Below are 18,673 nucleotides of genomic sequence, written 5' to 3'. Positions count from 1 at the left end.
CCAACTCGCTCTTGCGAAGTGAACGGCCGAGTTCAGCTCGCCCCGATCACTCCGGCAGGACGCGAACCGCGCCCTTGGCCGCGCTGCTGGCGAACGCCGCATAGGCCTTCAGCGCGGTCGAGACAGCGCGCTTGCGCGGCGCCGCCGGCTTCCAGGCCGCATTGCCCCTGGCTTCCATCGCTGCACGGCGACGCTTCAATTCGGCGTCGTCGACCTTGAGGTTGACCTTGCGGTTCGGGATATCGAACTCGATGATATCGCCTTCCTCGACGAGGCCGATCAGGCCGCCTTCGGCGGCTTCCGGCGAGACGTGGCCGATCGACAGGCCCGACGATCCGCCGGAGAAGCGGCCGTCGGTGATCAGCGCACAGGCCTTGCCGAGGCCCTTCGATTTCAGATAGCTGGTCGGGTACAGCATTTCCTGCATGCCCGGGCCGCCGCGCGGACCTTCATAGCGGATCAGCACGACGTCGCCGGCCTTCACCTTGTTGGTGAGGATGGCGTCGACCGATGCGTCCTGGCTCTCGAAGATGCGGGCAGGGCCGGAGAACTTCAGAATGCTCTGGTCGACGCCGGCGGTCTTCACGATGCAGCCGTCCTCGGCGAGGTTGCCGAACAGCACGGCGAGGCCGCCGTCCCTGGAATAGGCATGCTCGGCGTCGCGGATGACGCCCTTTTCGCGATCGAGATCGACCTCGTCGAAGCGGCGGTCCTGGCTGAAGGCTTCCTGGGTCGGCACGCCGCCCGGCGCGGCGCAATAGAAGTTGCGCACCTTGTCGCTTGTGGTCCGCACCACGTCCCAGCGGCTCAGCGCATCGTCCAGCGTCGCGGCGTGCACGGTCGGCCCGTCGGTCGTGAGCAGCTTGGCGCGGTCGAGCTCGCCCAGGATCGCCATGATGCCGCCGGCGTGATGCACGTCCTCCATGTGGACGTCCTGCACCGAGGGCGCGACCTTGCAGAGCACCGGCACCTTGCGTGACAGGCGGTCGATATCGGTCATCGTGAACGGCACTTCGCCCTCGCGCGCGGCGGCGAGCAGATGCAGCACGGTATTGGTCGAGCCGCCCATCGCGATATCGAGCGTCATCGCGTTCTCGAACGACTTGAAGTTGGCGATATTGCGCGGCAGCACCTTGGCGTCGTCCTGCTCGTAGTAGCGGCGGGCGAGGTCGACGATCAGATGGCCGGCCTCGACGAACAGGCTCTTGCGGTCGGCGTGGGTCGCGAGCACCGAGCCGTTGCCGGGCAGCGCGAGGCCGAGCGCCTCGGTCAGGCAGTTCATCGAATTCGCGGTGAACATGCCGGAGCAGGAGCCGCAGGTCGGGCAGGCCGAACGCTCGATCACCGCGACGTCCTCGTCCGATACGTTGGAGTCGGCGGCCGCGACCATCGCGTCGATCAGGTCGACCGCGCGCTTCTTGCCCTTGAGCACGATCTTGCCCGACTCCATCGGTCCGCCCGAGACGAACACGGTCGGGATGTTGAGCCGCAGCGTCGCCATCAGCATACCGGGCGTGATCTTGTCGCAGTTGGAGATGCAGACCATGGCGTCGGCGCAATGCGCGTTGACCATGTATTCGACGCTGTCGGCGATCAGCTCACGCGAGGGCAGGCTGTACAGCATGCCGTCATGGCCCATCGCGATGCCGTCATCGACCGCAATGGTGTTGAACTCCTTGGCGACGCCGCCGGCCTTTTCGATCTCGCGGGCCACGAGCTGGCCGAGATTCTGCAGATGGACGTGGCCGGGCACGAACTGGGTGAAGGAATTGACCACCGCGATGATCGGCTTGCCGAAGTCCTCGTTCTTCATGCCGGTGGCGCGCCAGAGGCCGCGTGCACCCGCCATGTTGCGGCCGTGGGTGGTGGTGCGGGAGCGATAGGCGGGCATCGTAAATCCTTCTCAAATCCTTGGGCTAAGGCGATTTTTTAGGGGAGTTGGCGCTCCTTATGCCTGCCCGTGGATGCGGATTCAAGCGCGGAACCGCATGGCTGAACCCCGCAATTCGGGCAATGTCGCGCGGGCGGCTTGATCTCGGTCGGCCCGGCGCATTAGCTGGGAGTACCGACGGCAAGAACAACGAACAAGCAAAAAAGGGAGAGGACACGCGTGGCAAGGCTGCCCCTGATTGATCCGGAGACGACGAGCGGAGAGATCCGCGCCTCATTCGACCGCATGCCGGTCAAGCTCAACATCTTCCGCATGATGGCCCATGCCGAGGCCAATATGATCCCGGCGATGCGGCTCGCCAATTCGATCCTGCACAAGCAGAAGCTGTCAGCGGTCGACCGCGAGCTCTTGATCCTGCAGGCCGCGCAGCTCGAGGGCGGCGCCTATGAATGGCGGCAACATGTGCCGATTGCGCTCGGTGTCGGCGTCACCCAGGCGCAGATCGATGCCGTCGAGCGCGGCGATTACGACGATGCTGCACTCAACGCAGCCGAGCGCGCGCTGCTTCGCTTCGGCCGCGAGGTGGTCGAGAAGGTGCGCGTCGGCGACGCCGCCTTTGCCGGCATGCGCGAGCATTTCAGCGATCAGGAGATTGTCGAGGCGATCGTCGCGCTCGGCTTCTACATGATGATGGCGCGGCTGACCGAGGCGACCGAGACCGATCTCGATCCGGCCGCCGGCATGGCGGTCTACGAGGGTGGCAAGAAGCGGGGTTGAATCGGATGTCGGAGATTTCGCAAGCGACCTCGCAAGACTCTAAACCGGAGCGCTATGTCCGTCCGCTGAGCGCGGAATCCTCGGGTACCGCGCCGGGCAGGGGACGTCTCAATGGCCGGCGTATCCTCGTGGTCGGCGGCGGCCAGCGGGTGTTCGATGCCGCCACCGATCCGATCGGCAACGGCCGCGCCATGAGCCTGCTGTTCGCACGCGAGGGCGCGCATGTCGCGGTCGCCGACCTCAACCGCGCCTCGGCCGAGGACACGGTTGCGCGCATCGCTGCTGACGGCGGCCGCGCTTTCGCGATCGCCGCCGATGTCACCATGGAAGCCGACGTCATCAGGATGATCGACGAGGCGCATCGCACGATGGGCGGGCTCGACGGCATGGTGCTGAACATCGGTACCTTCGGCAAGACCGGGCTCGACAATGTCAGCGCGGAGGAATGGAACAGGATCTACGACGTCAATGTCCGCGGCCCGATGCTGTGCTGCCGCGCGGCCTTGCCGAAATTCGAAGACGGCGGCTCGATCGTGTTCATTTCCTCGATCGCGGCGCTGAAGGCGGGATCGCAGATGGCGGTCTATGATTCCTCCAAGGCCGCGCTCGGCGGCCTGATGCGCAACATCGCTCATACAGGCGCGCGGCGCGGCATCCGCGTCAATCTGGTCTATCCCGGGCTGGTCGACACTCCGAACGGCCGCGAGGCCGGCGCGGGCCGGCCGTCGCGCGGCAAGGGGCATATCCCGTTCGGCCGTCAGGCGACGGCGTGGGAGATCGCCTATGCCGTGCTGTTCTTCATGTCGGATGAAAGCGTCTATGTCACCGCGCAGACGCTCGCGGTGGATAGTGGGCTCAGCGGGCTCTAGACTCTGATGAATAGCGGCCACGACGGCGGTGCGCTCCCTCGCCCCGTTCTTACGGGGAGAGGGTTGGGGTGAGGGGCTCTCGCCGCGTATGCGGTGATGGCTGCGTTTGCGGAGACTCCCCCTCACCCGGAACGCATCTAACGATGCGTCATAGCCGAAGCTCCGCTTCGGCGTTCTTGAGAACGGCCGCCAAGGGCGGCCTACGCCTCTCCCCCGCACGCGGGGCGAGGTGAAGAGTGCGCAGCGTCGCTCACTATTCCGCAGCGAGGCTGGTTGGCAGCGGGATGCCGACCCTTGGGCGCGCTTTCACTGCGCGGCGATTCTTCTTGCTGAAGCGGCTGCCGGCCAGCAGCGCCGCCGCGGCGCGCAACTGCTCGCGCAGCCATTGATTGGTGGTGTCGTCCTCGGCGGTGGCGTGCCAGTAGAGATAATTGACGTGCGGACTGATCGGAAACGGGCAGGGGAAGCACTGCAGCAGCCCGGGATCTTCCAGCACGGAGGCGGCGCTCTCCGAGGCGGTCAGCAGCATGTTGCTGCGGCTCACGACGTGGCAGGCGGTTGCGAAATTCTGACAGGTCAGGCGAACGGTGCGGGTCAGCCCGAGGCGCTGGAGCTGAAAATCCTCGAACGACAGGCCGCTGCGCCGCGACGTCACGCAGACATGCTCCATGCGCAAATAAGCCTTCTTGTCGAGCCGGCTGCCGAGCTCGGGGTGGCCGCGCCGCGCGAACACCGCGATATGCTCGGTCAGGATCTGCTCGCGCCGCACCTCCGCCGACAGCGGCAATAGCGTATCGATCGCGACGTCGAGGGTGCCGGCGGCAAGCTCGCGCTCGAGATTGTTGCGCTCGCTGCGCACGGTGGCGATCTCGACCAGCGGCGCCACCGTGCTGATCCGGTTGACCAGCGCGCTCAGCATCGGCGCCTCCAGATTGTTGCGCAGCCCGATCACGAACCGCTTCGGCGTCTGCGCCGGATCGAACCGGTGGGTGTGGGTCAGCGTCGTCTCGAGGCCGTTGAGCGCCTGGCGCACCGTGGTGATGATCTGCCGGGCCAGCGGGGTCGGCGTCATCACGTGGTTGCGGCGCACGAACAGCGGATCGTTGAACATCGCGCGCAGCCGGCTCAGCGCATGGCTGACCGCGGGCTGCGTCAGGTTGAGGCGGAAGCAGGCGCGGCTGACGCCGCCCTCGGAATAGATCGCGTCGAACACGACGAACAGGTTCAGATCGACGTCGCGTACATGCATGGAAATGATCAATCCGTATCCGTCGAATGCATTTGACGAATACTAATCGGCACTCTTAAAGTCTCAAGCAAAATAATACCTGGAGGAAACGATGAGCGTGCAATCGCCATCGCGCGGCGTTGCTGTCCCTGCGGCATCATCTCGCCTGGGCGCAATGTTTGCGAAGCCGAGCCAGGAGCAGATCGTGCTCCTGATCACCATCGCGCTCCTGATCGTGTTCGGGCTGACGCTGAACGGCTTTGCCACCGTCTCCAATCTCCTGAATTTGTTGCGGAGTATTTCCATCCTCGGCGTGCTCGGCCTCGGCATGGGGCTGATCGTGATCAGCCGCGGTATCGACCTCTCCGAGGTCGCGATCATGGCGGGTTCCTGGGCGATCGCGCTGATCTACATGCAGAACGGCATGCCTGTTTTCACGGCAGTGCTGCTGGCGCTGGCGGTCGCGGTGCTGATCGGCGTCGTCAACGGCGTGATGGTCGCCTTCGTCGAGGCGCCGGCGCTGTTCGTGACGCTGGCTGCCGGCTTCGTGATCTATGGCCTCGCCTTCTGGATCGCGCCGGCCTGGGTGGTCTATGCGCCGAAGGATGCGCCGGGCCTGATGTATCTCGGCGCCGGACGGCTGTTCGGCATCCCGGTTCCGATCCTGGTGTTCGCGGCCTGTGCAATCGCGATGCATTTGTTCCTGTCGCGCACCTCGATCGGCCGCTTCATCTATTCGCAGGGCGACAATCCGGAGGCCGCGCGGCTGACCGGCGTCGCGCTGCGGCCGCTGATCGTGCTCGAGCACGTGCTGGTTGCACTGCTCGCCTGGATTGCGGGCCTGGTCTGGGTCGGCACCACGGGCAGCATGCAGATGGCGATCACCCAGGGCACCATGATCTTCGATGTCGTGCTCGTCGTCGTGATCGGCGGCATCAGCCTGATCGGCGGCCGCGGCAGCGTGTTCAGCGTCGTGGTCGGCTGCATCCTGATCGGCACGCTGCTCAACGCCTTCACCATCATGGACGTCAACAGCGAGGTGCAGAACATCATCAAGGGCGTGGTGCTGCTGGCCGCCATCGTGCTCGACAACTGGCTGCATCCCCGCGACGAGGAGACCGCGCGGCAAGGCGACTGAAACAGGGCGACCGAGCCGGCCGCCGCGCCAAATAAATCAATCAAAAGAAATTGCTTTGTGGAGGGAGACGATGAAGACGACGACAAAGTTCTGGACGATCCTGCTGGCCGGCGTGACGCTGGCCGCGATGCCGTTTGCGGCATCGGCGCAGGAGGAAGGCACCAAGACCGCGCGCGAGCTGCGTGCCGTCTACGACAAGGCGCTGCAGGGCAAGACGATCGCCTATCTGCCGATCGCGCTCGGCGTGCCGCTGTCCGACGAATGGGGCCGGGTGGTGCAGGAGGAAGCCGAGTGGCGCGGCATGAAATATGTCGTGCGCGATCCCAACAACAATCCCTCGGCAATGCAGCAAGCCCTGACCGCGCTGGTCGACCAGAAGCCCGACGTGCTGATCGTGCAGAATCCGAGCGTCACGCTGTTGATGAAGGATCTGAAGCGCGCCGAGAGCCAGGGCACGCATGTGATCCAGATCAACATGTCCTCGAACTACAAATCCGGCGCCTTTGTCGGCGCCGATTGGCGCGAGATCGGCAGGATGCTGGCGAACGAGGCCGTCAAGGCCTGCGGCACCGGCTCCGGCAAGTCGGGCAAGGTCCAGATCGTGCAGGGCGAACTGACCGCGGCCGCCAGCGTCGATCAGGTCGGCGGCATCATGGAGGTCTTGAACAAGGATCCGAACATCAAGGTGGTCTCGAACCAGGCCGCGAACTGGGACGCCAACACTGCGCTCAACGTCACCGCGACGGTGATCCAGCAGCATCCCGACCTCTGCGCCTCGATCGGGTTCTGGGGCATCATGGAGTCGGGCGCGGCGCAGGCGATTCGCAATGCCGGCAAGATCGACGATGTGAAGGTGTTCGCCTCGGGTGAAGGCTCGCAGCTCGATTGCGACCAGGTCAATTCGGGCAATTTCTACAAGTTCCTGAGCTACAAGGCGACCGAGCAGGGCCACGACCTGATGTTCGCGGCCGAAACCCTGCTGGTGTCGGGCGAGAAGCCGGGCAGCCGCAATCTCGTCTATTACACGCGTCCGATCTGGCTCGATAAGTCGAACGCCTCGGGCGCCAACTGCTTCGCGCTACCCAAGAAAAATTAACAAGGCGCGGACAGCCGGCGCGGGGGGCATTCCCGCGCCGGCTGTATCAAAGAGCACGATCCGGCATGGTGGAGCCGGTTTTTCTCCGACCGACGCGCAGCGTTCACGGAGAGCGTGTTCATCAAGGGACGAGGTCTCGATGCGATGGCCGATCGCGTCATGACCGGGAGCATGATCCGGGACGTGCAAGCCGGCTCTCCGCAAGATCACGCTCGATCACGAGCATGATCCGGAAAAGTGGAAGCCGGTTTTCCGCAAGATCGTGCTCAATCAAGAGGGTGCTTGGCGATGTCGATGGCCGTTGATTCCTTTGCCGCATCGGTGCGGCGATTTTCACCCCGGCTCCTGCTGTCGGAGCTGTTGCTGAAACAGTGGTTCGAGCCGGTGGTTCCCTTCACCGTGATGATCGGGCTGTGGGGCTATTTCGCGCTCACCATTCCCGACTACGCCTCGGTGCAGAACTCGGTGTCGCTGCTGCGGCTGTTCGCCGAATTCGGCTTCGTCGCGCTGGCGATGGGGTTCTGCCTCGTCACCGGCGGCATCGACCTCTCGGTCGGCGCGATCTTCGCGCTGTGCAATTTTGCGGCGCTGTATTTCCTCTTGGTGCGCGAATGGCCGGTCGGCCTCGCCGTGCCGGCGACGCTTCTGGTCGGCGCGCTGCTCGGCAGCATCAACGGCTTCCTGATCGGCTTCCTCAAGACGCGGCCGTTCCTGACCACGCTGGTGACGCTGATCATCCTGCGCGCCTCGGTCAACCTGCTCAACACCAGCTACGCTCAGGTGTTCGCGACCAACTCGGTCGAGAGCGACGCCTGGGACTTCATCGGCGGCGGCAGCGTGCTCGGCATTCCCGTCAATGCGGCGACGCTGTTCGTGGTGCTGTTGATCTGCCACATCTTCCTGTCGCGCTCGCGCTATGGCTGGCATCTCACCGCGATCGGCGCCAGCCGCAAGGCGGCGCGCCACGCCGGCATCCGTGTCCGCGTGATGCTGTTCATGACCTATGTGCTGTCGGGCACGCTGTGCGCGGCGAGCGGCATTTTCTACGCCGCGCGGCAAGCCTCGACGGATTCCACCACCGGCGTGGGGTGGGAATTCCAGGCGCTGACCGCCGTCGTGCTCGGCGGCGTGTCGCTGGCCGGCGGCAAGGGCACGGTATGGCGGGCGATGATCGGCGCGCTGATCATCTTCCTGTTGATCAACGGCCTCGTGCGGATGGGCATCCCGGGCTACGTCACCTCGGCGGTGACGGGCATGATCCTGCTCGCCGCTGTCGGCATCGACGTCAAATGGTCGAAGAACCGCGGCAAGGCGATCCAGAAGATCTATGTCAATCCGGCCTTCGTGCCGCTCGCTTCGGCGCCGGCGGTGCAGCCCGGCGCGGCATCGCCCTACGCGCAGAACGACCGGCTGATCAACGCGCAGGCGATCGGCGTCGATCAGGTCGAAGGACCCGAGGACGTCATCCTCGACCGCCAGGGCCGGCTCTACGGTTCGACCCGCGACGGCAATGTGATCCGCTTCTCCGGGCCGAACTTCGAGACCCGCGAGGTGTTCGCCCATATCGGCGGCCGGCCGCTCGGCATGCAGTTCGATCGCGATGAGAATTTGATCGTCGCAGTCGCCGGCATGGGCGTCTACGGCGTCGCGCCCGACGGCCGCATCTTCAAAGTCACCGACGAGACCAATCGCACCTGGTACAAGCTGAATGACGATTCCCGCCTGCGGATGGCCGACGACCTCGACATCGCGCCCGACGGCAAGATCTATTTCAGCGACTGCACCACGCGCTACGAGATGACCACCAACACCCTCGACATCCTCGAGGGCCGGCCGAACGGCCGCGTGGTCTGCTACGACCCGGCGACCAAGACCACGCGCACGGTGATCAACCACTTCTATTTCCCGAACGGGATCTGCGTCTCGCATGACGGCAAGTCGATCCTGATCGCGTCGACCTCGCTGTGCAAGGTGTTCCGCCACTGGATCGACGGGCCGAACAAGGGCAAGACCGAGGTGCTGATGGACGAACTGCCGGGCAACCCGGACAACATCAACCGCGCCTCCGACGGCACCTACTGGCTGGCACTGGTCGGCATCCGCACACCGACATTCGACCTTGCCGCGCGAAAACCCGGCTTCCGACTGCGCATGGTGAAGCAGGTGCCGACCGACGAGTGGCTGGCGCCGGCGCTCAACCATGGCTGCGTGCTTAAGTTCAATGAAAAGGGCGAGGCGCTGGAATCCTGGTGGGATCCGACCGGCATTTCGCATTCGACCCTGACCTCGATGCGCGAGCACCAGGGCTATCTCTATCTCGGCGGGCTCGAGAACAACCGGATCGGCCGCATCAAGCTCGATGGCGTCGACGACGGCTGGACCGGCTACGATGCCTATTGGGGCGCAAAGAGCAGGGTGACGACGTAATGGGATTTTTCGATCATCTGCTGCGCGACATCCGCAGTGTCATCGACCGCGACGGCGGCCAGAACGCGATCCCGCCGCTCGACGGCGCGCTGAGCTCGAACGACCGGCTCGACACCGCCACCCCGATCGGCGAGCCGTTGCCCGGCGTCGACGACGTGATCGCCGCCGCCGACGGCACGGTCTATGTCTCGGCCGGACGCCGGGTGCTGAAGCTCGGCGGCAATGACTTGTCGACACGTACGGTCGTCGCCGAGTTCGAGGATGATGCCGGCGGGCTCGCGCTGCATCCGGACGGCCGTCTCCTGGTCTGCGTCGCGGGCAGGGGCCTTACCGCGATCGATCCGGCGAAGCCCGATCCGCGCTGGCTGGAGTCCGTGGGCGGCAGCGCGCTCACGGGGCTGCTGTCGGTGACGGCGGCGCCCGATGGCCGCATCTATGCCGTCGAAGGCAGTAGCGGCCGACGCCCGGGCGAATGGCGGCATGATTTGATGGAGAAGCGCGCCAATGGCCGGCTCATCAGCTGCGGCGCCGGCCTCGATGATCCGCAGGTGCTGCTGCGCGATCTGCCGTATCCCTATGGCGTGAGTGTTTCGGCCGACGGCAACAGCCTGTGGCTCACCGAAAGCTGGGCCCATCGCCTCAGCCGGTTCGCACTCGGCAGCAACGGGCTTGGTTCGCGCGAGACTGTCGCCGGCAACATGCCGGGCTATCCGGCGCGGCTGCATCCGGACGGCCACGGCGGCATGCTGCTCGGCATCTTCGCCCGCCGCACCCATCTGATCGAGTTCGTGCTCAAGGAAGACGATTTCCGCGAGGAGATGATGGCGACGATGCCGCCGGATTACTGGGTCGCGCCGGCGCTCGCCGGCGGCAGCGATTGCCTGGAGCCGATGCAGATCGGCAGCGTCAAGGCGCTCGGCATCCAGAAGCCGTGGGCGCCGCCGCGCTCCTACGGTCTGCTGGTGCATCTCGACGCCGAGGGCGATGCAACCGACAGCCTGCACAGCCGCGCCGGCGGCCGCTTCCATGGCATCACCGCCGCCTGCGCCACGCCATCGGGCGTCGTGATCGCGGCGCGCGGCGCCGGACGCCTGCTGCGCACTACGGGAGAGCTGCGATGAATGACGGTGTGATGCAGGCGGCCCCCGGCGCCAAGACGGCAGAGAGCTCCGCAGCCCACGAGCCGGTGCTGCGGATCACCAACGGTTCGAAGATCTATGGCGGCGTCCACGCCATCGAGGGCGTCAGTTTCGACCTCTATCCCGGCGAGGTGCATGCGCTGGTCGGCGAGAACGGCGCCGGCAAATCGACGCTGTGCAAGGCGATCGCGGGCGCGATCCATCTCACCTCCGGCGACTATCTGCTCGACGGCAAGCCGACCGGTTTCGAGCAGCCGCGCGACGCGCTCAATGCCGGCATCTGCATGGTCTATCAGGAGACCAGCCTGGTGCCGACCATGACCGCCGCGCAGAATATCGAGCTCGGCAACGAAAAGCTGCTGACGCGGTTCCGGACCCTGAACATCCAGGCCCAGCAGCTGTTGCAGTCGCTCAACTTCCACGTCGATCCGGCGACGCCGGTGGCGCTGCTCGGCACCGCCAAGAAGCAGATGGTGGAGATCGCGCGCGCGATCTACAACAAGGCGCGCATCATCATCTTCGACGAACCGACCGCGTCGCTGACGCCGGAGGAGATCGTGCACTTCTTCCATCTGGTGCGCGACCTGCGCGCCCGCGGCGTCTCGATCATCTACATCTCGCATGCGCTGGAGGAGTCGCTGCAGATCGCCGACCGCATCACCGTGCTGCGCGACGGCAAGCTGGTGATCACGGCGCCGGCCAGGCAGCTGACCCGCGACGCGCTGGTGCAGCACATGGTCGGCCGCGAGGTGGCGCAGGCGGTCTATGGCGGCAAGGCGAAAACCCATCAGCGCCGCGAGAAGGTGCTGACGGTCGAGAACGTCACCATGGGCATGGCGGTCAAGAACATGTCGTTCTCGGTCTATGCCGGCGAGGTGGTCGGCATCGCCGGCCTGATCGGCTCCGGCCGCACCGAGATCGCCAAGATCATCTACGGCGCGCTGAAGCGCAATCTGGTCAATGGCGGCACCATCCGGCTGCGCGGCAAGCCGATCCGCTACCGTGTGCCGCGGCAGGCGATCAATGACGGCATCGCCTACATCACCGAGGACCGCAAGGCCAACGGCTTCTTCGAGACCATGGTGGTCGACGACAACGTCTATATCGGCAGCCTCGCCACCGGAAAGGGCTGGAGCTTCCTGCTGTCGCGCGCGCGGCGCAGCAAGCTCGCTAGCTACTGGGTCGATCGGCTGAAGATCAGCGCATTGCAGCGCAAAGCCAGGATCATCGAGCTGTCCGGCGGCAACCAGCAGAAGGTGGTGCTGGCCAAGACGCTGGTGCAGGACCCCTCGATCATCATCTTCGACGAGCCGACGCGCGGCGTCGACGTCGGCACCATCCCGCACATCCACGGCGAAATCCGCCGCCTCGCCGACGAGGGCAAGGCGGTGGTGGTGATCTCGTCCTACCTGCCGGAGATCCTCGCGGTGTCCGACCGCATCCTGGTCGCCCGCACCGGCCGCATCGTCGCCGAGTTCGACGCGGCGGACGCGACGCAGGACAAGATCCTGTACGCCGCGGTGCATTGAGGTCGCGCAGCGCGGCCTGTCGTCGGCGTAGGGCGGATTAGCGCAGCGCAATCCGCCGTCTTGCCGCGCCTTCGATGGCCAAGTCAGCAGCAACAAGTTCAGTGTCGTCCCGGCGCAGGCCGGGACCCATAACCACAGATTGTCATTGTTGTACGTCGTTGGAACGACGAGTCCCGCCGGCAACATCTGCTGCGGCCTATGGGTCCCGGCCTGCGCCGGGACGACAGCGTTGGGTGGGGCGCCAACTCCCTTGACAATTATTTTAAGTATAAAATATTATCCCTTGTCGGCTCCGATGGGGAAACGCCCCCGGTCGCCGAAGCCAGAGCATGATCCGGAAAAGTGGCACCCGGTTTTCCGAGGCGATCATGCTCAAACGGAAAAGCGAGAACGCCATGCGTATCGTTTGCATTGGAGGCGGGCCGGCCGGGCTTTATTTCGGCATCCTGATGAAGATGCTGGATCCCGCGCACGTCATTTCGGTGGTCGAGCGCAACCGGCCCTACGACACCTTCGGCTTCGGCGTGGTGTTCTCGGATGCGACCATGGACAACATGCGCAAATGGGATCCGGTCACCGCTGACACGATCGAGCAGGCCTTCAACCACTGGGATGACATCGAGGTCCTGATCAAGGGCCGGCGCATGCGCACCACCGGCCACGGCTTCGTCGGCATCGGCCGCAAGCGGCTGCTCAACATCCTGCAGGCGCGCGCCGAGGAACTCGGCGTCGAGTTGATCTTCGAGCGCGAGGTGAATTCCGATCTCGAATTCCCCGACGCCGATCTCATCGTGGCGTGCGACGGCGTCAATTCGAAGATCCGCACCAAATACATCGAGGCCTTCCAGCCCGACATGCTGATGCGGCCGAACCGCTATATCTGGCTCGGCACCAACCGTCCGTTCGACGCCTTCACCTTCGACTTCCGCAAGACCGAGCACGGCTGGTTCCAGGCGCACATCTACAAGTTCGAGGAGGGCGCGGCGACCTTCATCGTCGAGACCACCGAGGAGGCCTATCTCGCCCACGGTCTCGACAAGATGGAGCAGGGCGACTCCATCGCGTTCTGCGAGAATGTGTTCGCGGAAATCCTCGAGGGGCATCATCTGGTCTCCAACGCGCGACATCTGCGCGGCTCGGCCTGGCTGTCGTTTCCCAGGCTGATCTGCGGCAAATGGACCGCGTTCAACGGCAACAGCCATGTCGTGCTGATGGGCGATGCCGCCCACACCGCGCATTTCGCGATCGGTTCGGGAACCAAGCTCGCGCTGGAGGATGCGATCGAGCTGACCAACCAGTTCAAGATCCACGGCGCGACGCGCGACAGCATTCCCGCGGTGCTCAAGGCTTACGAGGAGCTGCGCCGCGTCGACGTGGCGCGGATCCAGAACGCCGCGCGCAACGCGATGGAATGGTTCGAGGTGGTCGGCTCGCGCTATGCCGACACGCTCGAGCCGGAACAGTTCATGTATTCGCTGCTGACCCGCTCGCAGCGCATCAGCCACGAGAACCTGCGGCTGCGCGACAAGACCTGGCTCGAGGGCTATGAGCGCTGGTTCGCGGAGCGCAGCGGCGTGGCCGCGACCAACGACCGCGTCACGCCGCCGATGCTGACGCCGTTCCGGATTCGCGGCCTGTCGCTTCACAACCGGATCATCGTCTCGCCGATGGCGATGTATTCGGCGGAGGAGGGCGTGCCGACCGACTTCCATCTGGTGCATTTCGGCTCCCGCGCGCTCGGCGGCGCCGGCCTGCTGTTTACCGAGATGACCTGCGTCTCGCCGGAGGCGCGGATCACGCCCGGCTGCTGTGGCCTGTGGAACGACGCGCAGGCGGCGGCCTACAAGCGCATCGTCGACTTCGTGCACCAGAATTCGCAAGCCAGGATCGGCATCCAGCTCGGCCATGCCGGCCGCAAGGGCTCGACGCGCGTCGCCTGGGAAGGCATGGACGAAGCGCTGCCGGACCATAACTGGCCGCTGGTGTCGGCTTCGTCAGTGCCTTATCTGCCCGACGGCCAGATCCCGGAGCCGATGAGCCGCGCCGAGATGGACGAGGTACGCGACCAATTCGTCGCGGCGGCACAGCGCGCCGTGGGCGCGGGTTTCGATATCCTGGAGCTGCACTGCGCTCACGGCTATCTGCTGTCGAGCTTCCTCTCGCCGCTGACCAACCGCCGCACCGACGACTATGGCGGATCGATCGAGAACCGCGCGCGTTATCCGCTGGAGGTGTTCCGCGCCGTCCGCGCGGTGTGGCCGGAGGACAAGCCGATGTCGGTCCGCCTGTCGTGTCACGACTGGGCCGAGGGCGGCAACACGCCCGAGGATGCGCTGGCCTTCGCAAAGCTGTTCAAGGAGGCGGGAGCCGACCTGATCGACTGCTCGTCGGGACAGGTCTGGGCCGACGACCATCCGATCTATGGCCGGCTCTACCAGACGCCGTTCGCCGACAAGATCCGCAACGAGGTCGGCATCGCCACCATCGCGGTCGGCGCGATCTCGGAGGCGGATCACGCCAACTCGATCATCGCCGCCGGCCGCGCCGATCTCTGCGCCATCGCGCGGCCGCATCTCGCCGATCCGGCCTGGACGCTGCATGAGGCCGCGAAGATCGGCGTCAAGCAGGTCGCGTGGCCGAAGCAGTACCTGTCGGGCAAGTCGCAATACGAGGCCAATCTCGAACGCGCTGCCGCGGGAGTGAAGGCATGATGAGGTTCTGGCCCAACGCACATGCGCTGGTGACCGGTGCCGGTTCCGGCATCGGCGCCGCGACGGCGATCGCGCTCGCAAAAGCCGGCGTGTGCGTCAGCATCGCCGGCCGTCGGATCGACGCGCTGAAGGCGACGGCGGCATCGCTCGACAAGCAGGTTGGCGCCGTGGTCTCGATCGACGTGACGGATGAAGCTGCGGTCGCCAAAGGTATCGCGCAGATCGAGGCTGAGGCGGGGCCGATCGATATTCTCGTCAACAATGCCGGCAAGGCCGCGAGCGCGCCGTTCGACAAGACCGGCGCGGCGCTGTGGGCCGACATGCTGGCGAGCAACCTCTCCAGCGTGTTCCTGGTGACACATGCCGTGCTGCCCGGCATGGCGCAGCGCGGCCGCGGTCGCGTGATCAACGTCGCCTCGACCGCGGGTCTCACTGGCTACGCCTACGTCTCCGCCTATGTCGCGGCCAAGCACGGCGTCATCGGCCTCACGCGCTCGCTGGCGTTGGAATATGCACGGCGCGGCGTCACCGTGAATGCGGTCTGCCCCGGCTACACCGATACGCCGCTGGTGGCGGATGCCGCCGCCAACATCGTCGCCAAGACCGGCCGCAGCGAGCAGGAGGCGCGCGCCGCGTTGGCAAAAGTCAATCCGATGCAGCGGCTGGTGACGCCGGAGGAGGTCGCCGACGCCATCCTCTGGCTTGCCGCCGAGGGCGCATCGTCAATCAACGGACAAGCCGTCGCGGTTGCCGGCGGCGAAGTCCTTACCGGGTGAAGGAACACGTGATGTCCGAGATGAAAGCAAAGCTCCGGCCGTTCAAGGATTATCCCGCCAAGCACTTCCGCTGGCAGGTTGATGCGAGCGGCCGTGTCGCGACCATCACGCTGAACCGGCCGGACAAGAAGAACCCGCTGACTTTCGAATCCTACGAGGAGCTGCGCGATCTCTTCACCAATCTCAAATACGCCTCCGATGTCCGCGCCATCGTGCTGACCGGCGCCGAGGGCAATTTCTGCTCCGGCGGCGACGTGTTCGAGATCATCGAGCCGTTGACGCGGATGGCGATGCCGGATCTGCTCGCCTTCACCCGGATGACCGGCGAGGTCGTGCGGGCGATGCGCAAATGCCCGCAGATCATCGTCGCAGCGATCGACGGCATTTGCGCCGGGGCCGGCGCCATGCTGGCGCTGGCGTCCGACCTGCGGCTGGCGACGCCGCAGGCCAAGACCGCGTTCCTGTTCACCCGCGTCGGCCTTGCCGGCGCCGACATGGGCGCGTGCGGGTTGCTGCCGCGCGTGATCGGGCAGGGCCATGCGGCCGATCTGCTCTACACGGGACGTGCGATGAGCGCCGAGGAGGGTTTTGCGTGGGGTTTCCACAACCGTCTGGTGCCGCCGGCGGAGCTCGCCGGTGCCGCGCAAGACCTGGCGCGCTCGCTCGCGGATGGGCCGTGGTTCGCGCATGGGGTGACGAAAACGATGTTCAACCAGGAATGGGCGATGGGCGTCGACGAGATGATCGAGTCGGAAGCGCAGGCGCAGGCGATCTGCATGGTCACCGGCGATTTCCGCCGCGCCTTCGAGGCGTTCGCCGCCAAGCAGAAACCGGCCTTCGAGGGCAATTGAGATGATCGAGATCCTGCAACCCCAAGGATGGGCCAAGCCGATCGGCTACGCCAACGGCATGGCCGCGCGCGGCAAACAGCTCTTCATCGCGGGCCAGATCGGCTGGAACGGACAATGCGTGTTCGAGACCGACGATCTCGTGGCGCAGATCGGCCAGACCTTGCGCAACATCGTCGCGGTCGCGGCCGCCGGCGGCGCCGGGCCGGAGCACATCGTGTCGATGACCTGGTACTTGCTCGACCGCAAGGAATATTCCGCGCGGCTGAAGGAGATCGGCACGGTCTATCGCGACATCATCGGCCGGCGCTTTCCGGCGATGACCGCGATCCAGGTTGCCGGCCTGATCGAGGACCGCGCCAAGGTGGAAATCCAGGCGACTGCGGTGGTGCCGGATTGAGGGTGACGCAGTTCCGCCAACCCCGTCATCCCCGCGCAATGGCTCCGCCATTGTCGCTGGAGGAGCGCGCAGCGCGTCTCGAAGGATGCACGGCCCGGGTAGTGGCCGTCGACCCTTCGAGACGCGCGTTCCGCGCTCCTCAGGGTGACGGGGATAGATTGGAGTTCGCTGAAGCAATGTTAAGGCTAAGCCCAATCATCGCGGGCCCAGCCAAGTTCGGGGCCGCAAACCCGCTTGCGGCCGGGCGAGCGGGCGTGCGACCCTAGGCCAAAGCGTAAAAACGTCCTGTGTTTGAGTGGAGGTGAGGACGATGAAGGCGATTATCGTCGGAGGCGGAATCGGGGGCCTCACCACTGCGCTGATGCTGCGCTCGCGCGGCATCGCTTGCGAACTGTACGAGCAGTCCGAGACGATCCGCGAGCTCGGCGTCGGCATCAACACCTTGCCGCATGCGATCCGCGAGCTGGCGGGGCTTGGCTTGCTCGACAAGCTCGACGAGGTGGCGATCCGCACCTATGAGCTGTTCTATCTGACGCGGCATGGCCAGCAGGTCTGGCACGAGAAGCGCGGGCTCGATGCCGGCCACGACGTGCCGCAATTCTCGATCCATCGCGGCCGCCTGCAAAGCGTGATCCATCAGGCCGTGGTCGATCGGCTTGGCGCGGATGCGATCCACACCGGCTGCCGGCTCGGCTCCTTCACCCAGGATGAGGGCGGCGTCTCGGCCTATTTCTTCGATCGCAGTGGCGCCCATGTGCACACCGCGCGCGGCGACATCCTGATCGGCGCCGACGGCATCCATTCGAAAGTGCGGCAGACGCTGTTTCCGGACGAGGGCGGGCCGTGCTGGAACGGCCTGATGCTGTGGCGCGGCGCGACCGACTGGCCGGCCTTCCTGACCGGGCGCTCGATGATCATCGCCGGCGGCCTGAACGCCAAGGCCGTGATCTATCCGATCGCGCCGGGCTCGAGCCCCGCGAGCCGCCTCACCAACTGGGCGGTGCTGGTGCGGATCGGCGACGGCACCTCGCCGCCGCCGCGCCGCGAGGGCTGGTCCAATCTCGGCCGGCGCGACGAGATGATGCCCTATGTCACGAGCTTCACGATCCCGCAGGTCGACTTTACCGGCCTGATCAACGCGACGTCGGAGTTCTGGGAGTATCCGTGCTGCGACCGCGATCCCTTGCCGTATTGGTCGAGCGGCCGCGTCACGCTGCTCGGCGACGCCGCGCATCCGATGTATCCGGTCGGCTCGAACGGCGCATCGCAGGCCATTCTCGATGCGCGCTGCCTGGCCGACATGCTGGCGCGATCGGAGCACCCGCGCCAGGCGCTGGCGGCCTATGAGCGGCAGCGGCTGCCGATGACCGCCGACATCGTCGCCTCCAACCGCCGCGGCGGGCCGGAGGGCGTGATCGACGCCGTCGAGCAACTCGCGCCCCAGGGCTTTACCGACGTCGACACCATCCTCAATTACGAGGCGCGCGAGGCGATCGTCCGCGGCTATGCCGCCAAGGCCGGCTTCGCCGCGCGTGTGGTGGCGCGGCAGTAGGAGACAACGTCCGATCTGTCGATCCGTCACCCCGAGAGAATGTGAATGTACTCAGCGTCGTCCTGGCGAAAGCCAGGACCCAGGACCCATTACCCCAACCGTTTGTTGTTGTGCGACGTTGGGGCCACTATCGCACTTTCAATTGAATTCGGTGGTTATGGGTCCCCTGAGTTCACAAACGAAGTGCAACACTTCCTTGAGGAGGTGTTGCCATGGGGCGGACTTACAAGCAGCTCTCTCTGGACGACCGATGCGAGATTGCCTGCCTATCGGCCAATGGCAGCTCGGTCCG

14 protein-coding genes are annotated in these 18,673 nt (G+C 65.5%); 12 read left to right on the top strand and 2 right to left on the bottom strand.

The features are described 5' to 3' along the window. Positions 1 to 46 precede the first annotated feature (46 nt). On the bottom strand, positions 47 to 1,891 hold the full coding sequence (ilvD, locus tag I6F38_RS35375) for a dihydroxy-acid dehydratase (RefSeq protein WP_225163686.1): 1,845 nt from the start codon (positions 1,889 to 1,891) through the stop codon (positions 47 to 49). Positions 1,892 to 2,110: 219 nt separating this feature from the next. On the opposite strand from ilvD, the gene I6F38_RS35370 reads away from it, so the two are divergent. Both I6F38_RS35370 and I6F38_RS35365 read left to right on the top strand, forming a co-directional pair. Next, entirely contained in the window at positions 2,111 to 2,668 is a 558-nt protein-coding gene (locus I6F38_RS35370) for a carboxymuconolactone decarboxylase family protein (protein ID WP_225163685.1), read from the top strand. Positions 2,669 to 2,673: 5 nt separating this feature from the next. Then, complete coding sequence (locus tag I6F38_RS35365) at positions 2,674 to 3,537, top strand: SDR family oxidoreductase (RefSeq protein ID WP_225163684.1); 864 nt, start codon at positions 2,674 to 2,676, stop codon at positions 3,535 to 3,537. A gap of 253 nt (positions 3,538 to 3,790) precedes the next feature. Here the strand turns inward: I6F38_RS35365 and I6F38_RS35360 are convergent, their stop codons facing one another. After that, positions 3,791 to 4,798: a LysR family transcriptional regulator gene (locus tag I6F38_RS35360; protein WP_225163683.1), complete on the bottom strand. Its 1,008-nt coding sequence runs from the start codon at positions 4,796 to 4,798 to the stop codon at positions 3,791 to 3,793. Between the two features lie 79 nt (positions 4,799 to 4,877). On the opposite strand from I6F38_RS35360, the gene I6F38_RS35355 reads away from it, so the two are divergent. The 10 genes from I6F38_RS35355 (at position 4,878) to I6F38_RS35310 (ending at position 18,381) form a co-directional block, all read left to right on the top strand. Continuing rightward, on the top strand, positions 4,878 to 5,903 hold the full coding sequence (locus I6F38_RS35355; RefSeq protein WP_225163682.1) for an ABC transporter permease: 1,026 nt from the start codon (positions 4,878 to 4,880) through the stop codon (positions 5,901 to 5,903). A gap of 70 nt (positions 5,904 to 5,973) precedes the next feature. Beyond that, positions 5,974 to 6,999, top strand: a complete 1,026-nt coding sequence (locus I6F38_RS35350) for a sugar ABC transporter substrate-binding protein (RefSeq protein ID WP_028331499.1) — start codon at positions 5,974 to 5,976, stop codon at positions 6,997 to 6,999. A gap of 294 nt (positions 7,000 to 7,293) precedes the next feature. Further along, on the top strand, positions 7,294 to 9,426 hold the full coding sequence (locus I6F38_RS35345) for an SMP-30/gluconolactonase/LRE family protein (RefSeq protein WP_346657163.1): 2,133 nt from the start codon (positions 7,294 to 7,296) through the stop codon (positions 9,424 to 9,426). Continuing rightward, positions 9,426 to 10,547, top strand: coding sequence for a hypothetical protein (locus tag I6F38_RS35340; protein WP_225163680.1), 1,122 nt, complete (start codon positions 9,426 to 9,428; stop codon positions 10,545 to 10,547). The genes I6F38_RS35345 and I6F38_RS35340 overlap by 1 nt, the downstream gene beginning before the upstream one ends. 11 nt (positions 10,548 to 10,558) lie before the next feature. After that, the gene (locus I6F38_RS35335) at positions 10,559 to 12,094 is read left to right on the top strand and encodes a sugar ABC transporter ATP-binding protein (RefSeq protein ID WP_225163713.1); all 1,536 of its coding nucleotides are present in this window, start codon (positions 10,559 to 10,561) and stop codon (positions 12,092 to 12,094) included. Positions 12,095 to 12,489: 395 nt separating this feature from the next. After that, positions 12,490 to 14,805: a bifunctional salicylyl-CoA 5-hydroxylase/oxidoreductase gene (locus tag I6F38_RS35330; protein ID WP_225163679.1), complete on the top strand. Its 2,316-nt coding sequence runs from the start codon at positions 12,490 to 12,492 to the stop codon at positions 14,803 to 14,805. Continuing rightward, positions 14,802 to 15,581, top strand: a complete 780-nt coding sequence (locus I6F38_RS35325) for an SDR family NAD(P)-dependent oxidoreductase (RefSeq protein ID WP_225163678.1) — start codon at positions 14,802 to 14,804, stop codon at positions 15,579 to 15,581. The genes I6F38_RS35330 and I6F38_RS35325 overlap by 4 nt, the downstream gene beginning before the upstream one ends. A gap of 11 nt (positions 15,582 to 15,592) precedes the next feature. Beyond that, positions 15,593 to 16,432 carry an enoyl-CoA hydratase family protein gene (locus I6F38_RS35320; protein ID WP_026192553.1) on the top strand — a complete coding sequence of 280 codons (840 nt, stop codon included), beginning with the start codon at positions 15,593 to 15,595 and terminating at the stop codon, positions 16,430 to 16,432. A gap of 1 nt (position 16,433) precedes the next feature. Beyond that, a complete protein-coding gene (locus tag I6F38_RS35315) occupies positions 16,434 to 16,829 on the top strand; it encodes a RidA family protein (RefSeq protein ID WP_225163677.1) in 396 nt (131 codons plus the stop codon). Between the two features lie 310 nt (positions 16,830 to 17,139). Continuing rightward, positions 17,140 to 18,381 carry a flavin-dependent oxidoreductase gene (locus I6F38_RS35310; RefSeq protein WP_225163676.1) on the top strand — a complete coding sequence of 414 codons (1,242 nt, stop codon included), beginning with the start codon at positions 17,140 to 17,142 and terminating at the stop codon, positions 18,379 to 18,381. Positions 18,382 to 18,673: the final 292 nt, after the last annotated feature.

This window comes from Bradyrhizobium sp. BRP56, from assembly GCF_020194035.1.
GTDB lineage: Bacteria > Pseudomonadota > Alphaproteobacteria > Rhizobiales > Xanthobacteraceae > Bradyrhizobium > Bradyrhizobium australafricanum.
This window is presented reverse-complemented; position numbering and strand designations above follow the sequence as displayed.

Coding starts and splice junctions, on each gene's coding strand:
- I6F38_RS35365 (WP_225163684.1), top strand. CDS start 2,674: ATGTCGGAGATTTCGCAAGCGACCTCGCAAGACTCTAAACCGGAGCGC.
- I6F38_RS35340 (WP_225163680.1), top strand. CDS start 9,426: ATGGGATTTTTCGATCATCTGCTGCGCGACATCCGCAGTGTCATCGAC.
- I6F38_RS35320 (WP_026192553.1), top strand. CDS start 15,593: ATGTCCGAGATGAAAGCAAAGCTCCGGCCGTTCAAGGATTATCCCGCC.
- I6F38_RS35310 (WP_225163676.1), top strand. CDS start 17,140: ATGAAGGCGATTATCGTCGGAGGCGGAATCGGGGGCCTCACCACTGCG.
- I6F38_RS35345 (WP_346657163.1), top strand. CDS start 7,294: ATGGCCGTTGATTCCTTTGCCGCATCGGTGCGGCGATTTTCACCCCGG.
- I6F38_RS35335 (WP_225163713.1), top strand. CDS start 10,559: ATGCAGGCGGCCCCCGGCGCCAAGACGGCAGAGAGCTCCGCAGCCCAC.
- I6F38_RS35330 (WP_225163679.1), top strand. CDS start 12,490: ATGCGTATCGTTTGCATTGGAGGCGGGCCGGCCGGGCTTTATTTCGGC.
- ilvD (WP_225163686.1), bottom strand. CDS start 1,891: ATGCCCGCCTATCGCTCCCGCACCACCACCCACGGCCGCAACATGGCG.
- I6F38_RS35325 (WP_225163678.1), top strand. CDS start 14,802: ATGATGAGGTTCTGGCCCAACGCACATGCGCTGGTGACCGGTGCCGGT.
- I6F38_RS35315 (WP_225163677.1), top strand. CDS start 16,434: ATGATCGAGATCCTGCAACCCCAAGGATGGGCCAAGCCGATCGGCTAC.
- I6F38_RS35350 (WP_028331499.1), top strand. CDS start 5,974: ATGAAGACGACGACAAAGTTCTGGACGATCCTGCTGGCCGGCGTGACG.
- I6F38_RS35355 (WP_225163682.1), top strand. CDS start 4,878: ATGAGCGTGCAATCGCCATCGCGCGGCGTTGCTGTCCCTGCGGCATCA.